Below are 9057 nucleotides of genomic sequence, written 5' to 3' on the forward strand. Positions count from 1 at the left end.
CGGCGATGTGAAAACCGTAACGCAGAAGGCGCGCAGCTCTCCCATGGTCCGGGTGATGCTGCTCGACGAGTCTGGCGCCCTTCTCGGCGACTCCTATGCGCCGGTCACCCCGTCGCGCATCCCGGCCGGCGCGCTTGGCCAGTTCACGACCCAGATCGAAAACCCGCCCTTCGAAGCTTTCGAGCTCGAACTGCAATTTGCCCCCGAATCGGATGCAGGGCCGCGCACACAATCGGTCGCTGATTCGTCCGATGCGACCCTCAGGCTACCCGCCGGGAGCGCAGAGTGAGCGCAGATCTGCCGAAATTCGATGTCGTCCTCTCTGAAGAAGACCTGATGGCCCGCATCGAAACGCTGGCCGACACGCTTGCTCCGCGTCTGACCGGCGACTGGTCTGCGATCAACATCCTTGTCGGCGCGACGCCTTTTACCAGCGATCTCATGAAAGCGCTGGCCCGCCGCGACCTGCACCCTGTCCTCGATGCGCTGTGGCTGGAGAGCTACCGCGACGAGCGCGAAAGCTCCGGACGCGTGCTGGTGCGGGCCGATATCGCCCGGCCGGTAAAGGATCGCGGCGTCCTGATCATCGACGATGTCTTCGACACAGGCCGCACCCTGGCCTTTGCCCGTAAACACCTGCTTGCCAAGGGCGCGCGCGAGGTCGTCACGGTGGCGCTGGCGCGCAAACCCTGGGCCCCTGAAGGCGAAGAGGATGTCGACTTCCACGCCTTTGACGCACCGGGCCGGTTCCTGGTCGGCTATGGTATGGACGATGCCGGAAAATATCGCGGCCTGCCTTATATCGGCGCGCTGGACTAAGGGCCGCCTAGCCCGTCCAGCGTACGAAGCGCACCGCCACTTCCTCATAGACCGGCCGTTTGAACGGCACGATGAGGCTCGGAATTTCCGATAGCTCGGCCCAGCGCCAGGCGTCGAATTCAGGGGTGTGCTTGTCGAGGCGGATGTCGCTGTCGGAGCCCTTGAAGCGGAGCGCGAACCATTTCTGGCGCTGGCCGATATAAGGGCCTGGCAGGCGGCGCTTCACCTCTGCCGGAAACTCGTAATTCAGCCAGTCGGTCGTCTCTTCGAGGATTTCGACGAGTTTCGGACTTACCCCGACTTCTTCTTCAAGCTCGCGAAGGGCCGCTTCGGCCGGGTCTTCCCCCTCATCGATACCGCCCTGCGGCAGCTGCCACTGGAAGGCGCCGCGGCCATTGATCCGGCGGCCCACAAAGACATGGCCCGCCTCCGAGAAAAGGGCGAGGCCGACATTGGGTCTGTAAAGTTTCGGATCGAGGGTTTTTGTGCTCACCCAGCAGTATTTAGAGCCTCAGGCTGGTCTTGCCCAGCCGCTGCGGTATCAACCGGGGCGCGAACGGCCTGTTTTTCAGGTTTCGGCGCGGCCTTCGTCACCGCGGAAACTGGAGCAAGGACAACGCCTTTCTCGCCGAGCTGGTCTGTCCACGCTTTCAGGATGTCGACCGTGATCGGATAGGCAAAGCCCGAGCCGAGCGAGGCGCCGTTTTCCAATGCCAGCGCTTCCAGCTCAAGCAGCTTGTTCTCGATTTCCGACCCGTCGGGGCGCGCATCGATCGGCGTGTCGGCCTGGCGGAAGCGAAGACCGGACGCGGCGGCCGAGGCATTGAAGGTCGAGCGGTTGAGGCTGCCATCTTCGACAAAGGCGACACCGCGCGCAGAGAGCGCCTCGGCGATTTGCGCGGTTGCGGCCTCGTCGGTCGCAAACTTGCTGCCCTGATAGTTGATCACGCCGAAATAGCCGGTCGCGCGCGACATCAGATAATCGAGACGGCCCGTCAGTTCATCCTCGCCGAGCGACCCGTAAAGCGCCTTCGGGTGTGGGCGTTCGCGGCCGAATTCATAAGGCTCCATCGGCACTTCGAGCAGGACTTCATGACCCGCCGCACGCGCCTGATGGATCCAGCCCTGCAAATTGCGCGCGGTCGGCGCGAAGGAGAGCGTCACTTCCGGCGGAAGCTCTTCGATGGCGGATTTGGTATGCGTGTAATTGATGCCGAGCCCGCCGAGAACGATGGACACGGTCGGGCGGTTTTCGGGATTGGCGAAGGGGCGCGCATAGGCACCGGCCGGTGTGCGGCCATCGTCTGCGATGACGGGCAGATAGCCAATCGAGGTGCGCTCGCTGACAGATCCGATCGGAGCGGCTGGAAGCGCCTTGATGTCGCGGGTTTCCTGCCAGGACTGGCCGGAGGAGACCGACACGCCATTGATGCGGACCGTATCGGCGTCGCCCTGGCTGAGCGAGGCACGGACCATTCTGGCCGACCCGTCTGCATAATCGACGCCGAGGCTCGGCTCGTCGCCAGCCTCGTCAAGCTCGCCATCAGTCTCGGCCGCAGCCAACTGGCGCATGCCGGGATTGACCGTGGCATCTGTCGAGGCAAAGCGGGATTTCAGCTGTGGGCGGTCAATGCCGGACGGCTCGAACAGCGCGATCTGGCGCGCGGGCGAAGCTGCGCCAGGCTCCCCTGTGAGGTGGATCACCGTGCCGGCAACAGCCGCCACGCTGGCAAAAGCAACGAGACTCAGACTTGTGTGAACAATCCCGCTACGCAGCGGCGATGGGTCTCTGGCCGCATGATGACTCATTCACTGCCTCTTCCAAAATCAACTAAAGCTTGTCCCGAACGGACAGACTGGCCCTGATTGGTTAAGAAGTTGCAAATGAATGTTAACCGGCGTTAGAGTTGTGTGTGCTCGTCATCAGCCCGCCGCGCAGCGTTTCGATCGCCCGGTCGAGCTGATAATCCTCGCCCTCATAATCTTCTGGCGGCTGGTCGTCCGGCAGGTGTGGAATGCGGCGCTCGGCCCCTTCCTCATTGGTCAGCGCGTTGGGCAGGTCAGCCTCTGAATAGCGCCTGATGCGGGCGAGTTCTTCTTCCGTCACACGCACCTGCGCGACCTCAAGATCAGGCTCGATGCCGGTCGCCTGGATGGAGCGGCCGGACGGGGTGTAATAGCGCGATGTCGTCAGCCGGATCGCACCGCGGTCTGCCCCAAGCGGGATGACCGTCTGAACTGAGCCCTTGCCGAAGCTGGCCGTGCCAAGCACCGTGGCGCGGCCACGGTCCTGCAGCGCGCCTGCAACGATTTCGGACGCAGAGGCCGAGCCATTATTGATCAGCACGACAATCGGCACATTGCGGAAGACCTGGCCATTACGCGCATTGTAACGGGCAATGTCGCCGGGCCGCCGGCCGATCGTGGAGACAACTTCGCCGCCAGACAGGAATTTGTCGCTGACGGAGATCGCCTGGTCGAGCAGGCCGCCGCCATTGTTGCGCAGGTCGAGCACGAGGCCCGCCGGGCGCCCGCCAATCTCGCGCGATGTGCCGGAAATGGCATCTTCGAGCAGTTCGGTCGTGCGCTCATTGAAGGTCGACACGCGGATATAGGCGATGTCGTCTTCGAGCACTTCATAGGTCACAGATTTCGGGCGGATGACTTCGCGCTTCAGCGTCACATCGAAAGCCTCCTCGCCTTCGCGCAGCACCGTCACGATGATTTCCGATCCGGGCGGCCCACGCATGTCACGCACCGCGTCGTCGATGTTCAGGCCGACAATCGGCGCGCCATTGATCGCGGTCAGCAGGTCGCCGCTTTCAAGGCCGGCGCGGCTGGCAGGCGTGTCATCCATGGGTGTGACGACCTTGATGAAGCCGTCTTCCATGGTGACCTCGATGCCGAGGCCGCCATATTCGCCAGAGGTCTGCACCTGCATGGCTTCGAAATCGCTGGTCGACAGATAAGAGGAATGCGGGTCGAGCGAGCCGAGCATGCCATTGATGGCCGCTTCCATGGCTTCTGTCTCGTTGATCTCGGTGACATAGTCAGCGCGGGCGCGCGCCAGGACTTCAGCGAACAGATCGAGCTGGCGATACGTCTCCGCGCGGCTGTCGATCGGTTTGGTCTCCGGCCAGGCGAAGGATGAGACGCCAACTGCAAGCCCTCCAAGAACCACCCCTATGGCCGCACCTGTCAGCATTGCTCGCATTCTCGTCTCCTCTTTGCGGCCTAGCCGCCCTTCATCCAGCGCGCTGGATTCATTGGTGTTCCGGCCTTCCTGACCTCCAGGTAGAGCTCCGGCGCCGGTACGTCGCGGTCCGGCATGCGCCCGACCGGTTCTCCCGCTTTTACCATCTGTCCGGGTGTGCCGTAAATGCGGCTCATCCCGCTCAGTAGGATATGGTAGTCATCACTTGTCGAAATGATCAAGAGCTGACCATAGCTCCTGAACATTCCGGCATATTCTATTGTGCCATCTACAGGGGCGATTACGTCGGAATCACGGCGCGGCTGTATATAGATGCCTTTCGACGACTCCCCGCCCGGCAGCTTGTCGCCCCAGCTGCGCGAGACGAGCCCGCTGGTCGGTCTCATCAGCCCGCCAAGCGCTTCTGCCCCAAGGGGTTTGAGATTGGCTGATACAATGGCCGCCGGTTTCGGCGCATCGGTTCGGGTCTTGGTCGGCGTCGTATTCGCCGCAAGCTGGATACGCTGACCGGGCTTGATGCCGGGCGCATTGGGCGCGGATGTTTCGAGCGCCACCAGAAGTTCACGCAGCGTCTTTGCCTCATTCCCGATCTTCGCGACGCGCTGGCGCAGCGCCTCGGCCTCGCCGCTGACATTCTCGAACTGCGCGCGCCGGGACGCGACCAGCTGCTCGATCTCGGCTTTCTTGAGCGCAAGACGCGCTTCAGTGGTCTCGAGCCGGGCTGTCTCCCGGCGAAGCTGCGCATCGAGTGTCTTCAGCTCGGCGATTTCCGTGGCAAGCCGGTCGGTCCGCTCATTCAGGACGGGCGCGGCCGCACTCATCAGGATCGCGGCCCGGATCGCATCATTGGCTTCGCGCGGCGCGGCAATCAGCGCCGGCGGGCGATTGCGGCCCGAAACCGCGAGGCTCGCCATGACCTCATCGAGCCCGTCATGGCTCTGCACCAGCTCGCTGCGCGCCGAGGCGAGCCGAGTGTTGATGTCGATGAGTTTGAGCTCGGAGGCCGCCGCCTGTTCCTCGCGCCGGCGGCTCTCGACCGCCGCAGCGATCAGCTCACCCTCAAGATCGGTGACGTCTTTCACCGCGGAATTCTCCGCCTTTTCAAGCGCTTCCAGCTGGCGCAGCGCCGCATCGCGCTCTGTTTCCAGCGCCCGCAATTCCTCGCGCGTGAACTCGCTCGGCGTTGCTGCGACGAGCAATCCGGCAAGCGCGATGAGGAAGAACCTGGCTCTGAAAGGCATGGCCCCAACCTTGCCACACGGGTGATGACTACAGAATTAACCGCCCCGCAGCATCTGCAGATTTGGTGGTGATATCAATTGGGGGGGATCGGGGGCAGGCCCAACGGCCTTGTGGTTCGACATCGCTCACCATGGCGGCCTTCTTCAGACGTGAGGAATAGCCGCCATGGTTGGCGCCTAAGCGACGCCCGCCTTCAGGAAGTCATGCATGTGAACCACCCCCACAGGCCGCTTGGCGTCCGTGATAATCAGCTGCGTGATGCGCTTGTCATTCATCAGCGCGAGCGCCGCAGAGGCAAGCGTGCCGGCCTCGATCGTGACCGGGTTGCGCGTCATGCCCTCGTCGATGACCATGGCCATGCGGCCCTTGGCGACGAGGCGGCGGATGTCGCCATCTGTGACCATGCCGATCAGCTCGCCCTCAGGCTCGACCACGGCAAGACAGCCAAAGCCCTTGTCGGCCATGACTTCCAGCGCTTCGGACATCATCGTGCCGGTCTTCACGACTGGTAGCTCTTCGCCCGAATGCATCAGGTCTCCTGCTGTGCGCAGCATCGCGCCGAGCTTGCCGCCCGGATGGAATATCTTGAAATCGCTGCCCGTAAAGCCGCGCTGTTCGAGCACAGCGACGGCGAGCGCATCGCCCAAAACGATCATCAACGTGGTCGATGTGGTCGGCGCGCGCGTCTCATTGCAGGCCTCGGGCGCATCCGGAACGGCAAGGCAGATGTCAGACGCCTTGCCGAGCGCGCTCGTCTCCACCGCCGTCATCCCGATCAGCGGGATGGAAAAGCGGCGCGTATAGGTGATGAGATCGTCAAGCTCCTTGGTTTCGCCGGAGCGCGACAGCGCAATCACGATATCGCCGCGCGTCACCATGCCGAGATCGCCATGGCTGGCTTCTGTCGGGTGGATGTACAGCGACGGCGTACCCGTCGAGGCGAGCGTGGCGGAAATCTTGCGCGCCACATGGCCGGACTTGCCGACGCCCGCCAGGATGACACGGCCCTCGCAGGCGACGACCTGCTGGACGGCCTCCACGAAGACATCGCCCAGCGCGTCTGAAAGCTGCTGCAGCGCATCGACTTCAGTGGCGATTACCCGCTGGCCAGAGGCGAGAATGGTTTCGTGGCTCATCACTCGTCTCCCATGGCGCGCGGCGGTCCGATCGGCTCGAAGACGACAGAGCGCACCAGCAGGGCGCGCTGCTTTTCAGGCACGACGGGGCGGATGGCGAAATAGTCATAGCCGGGCTCTGCGCCGACATTCTTCGGCGGAAGGTCGTATTCGAAGGACACGTCCTGGAACTCCTTGGTTATCAGGAATGTCTGCCAGCCGGACGCTTCGGCATTGCCGAGCGCGTAGTTGAGCTCAATGGCCTGCGACCCATAGCGGTCGGCGGCGCGCGCATTGACGGTGACACGCAGCGTGCGGCCGGCAAATATAGTCTCAAGATCGGTCGCCAGCACGAAATGCGGGCTGCGCTGGGCCTCGGCGGAGAGGGTTTCGGCATCGGTCTCGATGTAAAGCACTGTCTCGCCGCCGACCTGCCGCAGCTCGATTTCAGACTCGCCGCCAGCCACCATCCGGTTCAGCTGGTTGCCGCTGATTTCGATCCGCTTGTAATCTGTATTTCCGCCGCTGACAGGGCCTGCGGGCAATGCATTCATGCCGGGCAAGAGCGCCAGGGCGACCATCACCGCACCCACCAGCACGGCCACAATGAAGAAGATCCTGTCCGACATGGGCTTGCGGTCTGCCTTTAAACAAGAAATTGCGCCGAAACGGCGGTGGAAATCACGTTGACGGCTTGATAGCAATGACTGCCAAGGGACGCGAGCCCTAAACCCATCGGAGTGTCACCCCTCACATGATCTCATCTGCCCTGAAACGCCGGGCCCGCGAAGCGCGCACTTGGATGCTTGAAACCTGCTTTCCGCTATGGGCCGATCACGGGCTCGCCAGTCATGGCCTGTTCCATGAAGCGCTCGACCTGTCGCACCGCCCGATGGAGGCAGACACAGTCCGCGTGCGCGTCCAGGCGCGCCAGACCTATGTGTTCTGCGAAGCGCTGCGCATGGGCTGGGAACGCGAACGCTGCGAGCGGCTGATCAAGATGGGCGTGAATACGTTGAAAGGCCCGGCGCGGCGCTCGGATGGCCTCGTCGGGCGCGTCCTGCGGACCGATGGATCAGGCCTGACCGACGCAACCCCCGATCTTTACGACACCGCCTTTGCCCTCTTCGCGCTCGCCACCGCCGCCCGGACCGGCGAGGACCAGTCGCTTGATGCCGCCCATGAGATCCTGAAGGCCGTCGACGCTATGATGGCCGACAAGGAGCATGGCGGCTATGCCGAAACGCTGCCGCGCGGCGACATGCGCCTGCAGAACCCGCACATGCACCTGCTGGAAGCCTGCCATGCGCTGCATCTCGCCGAGCCGCGTGCTGGCCATCTGGAACGGGCCCGGCAGATTGTCCGCCTGTTCACGGACCATATGCTGGCCAGGGGCACGACCACGCTAGGCGAGTATTTCGCCCCGGACTGGTCGCCCCTGACCGGCAAGCCGCATGACGAGATCGAACCGGGGCATCAGTTCGAATGGTGCTGGCTCCTCCAGCGCCATGCCGCTCTGACCGGCGAGGAGCTTCATCCGGCGATCCCACAGCTCTACGCCTTCGCGCTCGCCACGCTGGACGAGGATGGCCGCGCGGTCTCTGCCTGCCTGCGCGACGGCACAATTGTCGACGCCTCGCGCCGAACCTGGATGCAGACAGAGGCGCTGAAAGCCCACCTCGCCATGCTGGAGCTTGGCATGGACGATCCGGCCGATGCGCACGCCGTCGAGAGTTTCGACATACTGATGGACGAATACCTCACCCCGGAAGGCGGCTGGATCGACACATTCGACGCAGACGGCCAGGTCGCCACTGAGACGATGCCGGCCTCGACGGGCTATCATGTCGTGCTGGCGTTTGCGGAGCTTATTAGGGTGACCGGCGTTTAGGAGGCTCGCCCCGATCCTCCCCGGAGGGGATCGAGGTGGCCACCACGCACAAATCTGCCCGCAGGTCACCGTGTCACGCTTGGATTTGGCAAAGTCATGCTCTAAAGGCGGCTTAGCGGAGCAAAACTTACAGGACAGAGCCCATGCCCACCCTTGCCTTGATCAGACACGGCCAGAGCCAGTGGAACCTTGAGAACCGGTTTACCGGCTGGTGGGACGCAGACCTGACAGCAAAGGGCGAGGCCGAGGCCAAGCGCGCCGGCGAATTGCTGAAGGCTGAAGGCTTCGAGCCGCGCCAGGCCTTTTCCAGCGTACAGACCCGCGCGATCCGCACCCTCTGGATCACGCTGACGGAAATGGTCCGCGTCTGGCTGCCGGTCGAGAAGCACTGGCGCCTCAATGAGCGCCACTATGGCGGCCTCACCGGCCTCGACAAGAAAGAGACCGCCGACAAGCATGGCGCAGACCAGGTCCATATCTGGCGCCGCTCTTACGACGTGCCGCCGCCGGAGATGGAAGCAGGCGGCAAGTATGACCTCTCGACAGACCCCCGCTATGACGGCATCGACGTGCCGACGACTGAAAGCCTGAAACTGACGCTGGAGCGCGTGCTGCCCTATTGGGAAAGTACAATCGCGCCGGTGCTGACAGGCGGCACCGACACAGTCATCGCCGCGCACGGCAATTCGCTGCGCGCTCTGGTCAAACACCTGTTCAATGTGCCAGACGAGACGATTAGAGGGGTCGAGATTCCGACCGGTAATCCACTCCTCATC

At 63.3% G+C, this 9057-nt stretch carries 10 protein-coding genes; 4 read left to right on the forward strand and 6 right to left on the reverse strand.

The annotated features are described in order from the left end of the window. Positions 1 to 289, forward strand: a 289-nt coding sequence (locus tag WA989_RS01685) for a hypothetical protein (protein ID WP_424338796.1), incomplete at its 5' end; no start/stop codon positions are given. Beyond that, entirely contained in the window at positions 286 to 819 is a 534-nt protein-coding gene (locus WA989_RS01690; protein WP_424338797.1) for a phosphoribosyltransferase, read from the forward strand. The genes WA989_RS01685 and WA989_RS01690, both read left to right, overlap by 4 nt. A gap of 7 nt (positions 820 to 826) precedes the next feature. Here WA989_RS01690 and WA989_RS01695 read toward each other — a convergent pair whose 3' ends face one another. The 6 genes from WA989_RS01695 to WA989_RS01720 all read right to left on the reverse strand — a co-directional run bounded on the left by WA989_RS01695 (position 827) and on the right by WA989_RS01720 (position 7019). Next, positions 827 to 1312, reverse strand: a complete 486-nt coding sequence (locus WA989_RS01695) for an RNA pyrophosphohydrolase (RefSeq protein ID WP_424338798.1) — start codon at positions 1310 to 1312, stop codon at positions 827 to 829. Next, entirely contained in the window at positions 1309 to 2628 is a 1320-nt protein-coding gene (locus tag WA989_RS01700; protein ID WP_424338799.1) for a divergent polysaccharide deacetylase family protein, read from the reverse strand. Before WA989_RS01700 ends, WA989_RS01695 begins: the two co-directional genes overlap by 4 nt. A gap of 82 nt (positions 2629 to 2710) precedes the next feature. Continuing rightward, positions 2711 to 4033 (reverse strand): S41 family peptidase, encoded by a 1323-nt coding sequence (locus WA989_RS01705; protein ID WP_424338800.1) that lies wholly within the window; start codon positions 4031 to 4033, stop codon positions 2711 to 2713. 20 nt (positions 4034 to 4053) lie between these two features. After that, the gene (locus tag WA989_RS01710) at positions 4054 to 5274 is read right to left on the reverse strand and encodes a murein hydrolase activator EnvC family protein (protein WP_424338801.1); all 1221 of its coding nucleotides are present in this window, start codon (positions 5272 to 5274) and stop codon (positions 4054 to 4056) included. Positions 5275 to 5451: 177 nt separating this feature from the next. After that, positions 5452 to 6411 (reverse strand): KpsF/GutQ family sugar-phosphate isomerase, encoded by a 960-nt coding sequence (locus WA989_RS01715; protein WP_424338802.1) that lies wholly within the window; start codon positions 6409 to 6411, stop codon positions 5452 to 5454. Further along, the gene (locus WA989_RS01720) at positions 6411 to 7019 is read right to left on the reverse strand and encodes a hypothetical protein (RefSeq protein WP_424338803.1); all 609 of its coding nucleotides are present in this window, start codon (positions 7017 to 7019) and stop codon (positions 6411 to 6413) included. Before WA989_RS01720 ends, WA989_RS01715 begins: the two co-directional genes overlap by 1 nt. A gap of 125 nt (positions 7020 to 7144) precedes the next feature. Here WA989_RS01720 and WA989_RS01725 point away from each other — a divergent pair, with 125 nt between their 5' ends. Together WA989_RS01725 and gpmA are read left to right on the forward strand one after the other, a co-directional pair. Next, positions 7145 to 8281 (forward strand): AGE family epimerase/isomerase, encoded by a 1137-nt coding sequence (locus WA989_RS01725; protein WP_424338804.1) that lies wholly within the window; start codon positions 7145 to 7147, stop codon positions 8279 to 8281. A 143-nt stretch (positions 8282 to 8424) separates the two neighbouring features. Further along, positions 8425 to 9057 (forward strand): 2,3-diphosphoglycerate-dependent phosphoglycerate mutase (gene gpmA / locus WA989_RS01730; protein WP_424338805.1); only part of this gene is annotated, 633 nt, incomplete at its 3' end.

Source organism: Henriciella sp. (genome assembly GCF_049649345.1).
GTDB lineage: Bacteria > Pseudomonadota > Alphaproteobacteria > Caulobacterales > Hyphomonadaceae > Henriciella.

Bases quoted from the DNA above. Each gene is read 5' to 3' on its own strand.
- WA989_RS01710 (WP_424338801.1), bottom strand. From the start codon at position 5,274: ATGCCTTTCAGAGCCAGGTTCTTCCTCATCGCGCTTGCCGGATTGCTC.
- WA989_RS01725 (WP_424338804.1), top strand. From the start codon at position 7,145: ATGATCTCATCTGCCCTGAAACGCCGGGCCCGCGAAGCGCGCACTTGG.
- WA989_RS01700 (WP_424338799.1), bottom strand. From the start codon at position 2,628: ATGAGTCATCATGCGGCCAGAGACCCATCGCCGCTGCGTAGCGGGATT.
- WA989_RS01705 (WP_424338800.1), bottom strand. From the start codon at position 4,033: ATGCGAGCAATGCTGACAGGTGCGGCCATAGGGGTGGTTCTTGGAGGG.
- WA989_RS01720 (WP_424338803.1), bottom strand. From the start codon at position 7,019: ATGTCGGACAGGATCTTCTTCATTGTGGCCGTGCTGGTGGGTGCGGTG.
- WA989_RS01715 (WP_424338802.1), bottom strand. From the start codon at position 6,411: ATGAGCCACGAAACCATTCTCGCCTCTGGCCAGCGGGTAATCGCCACT.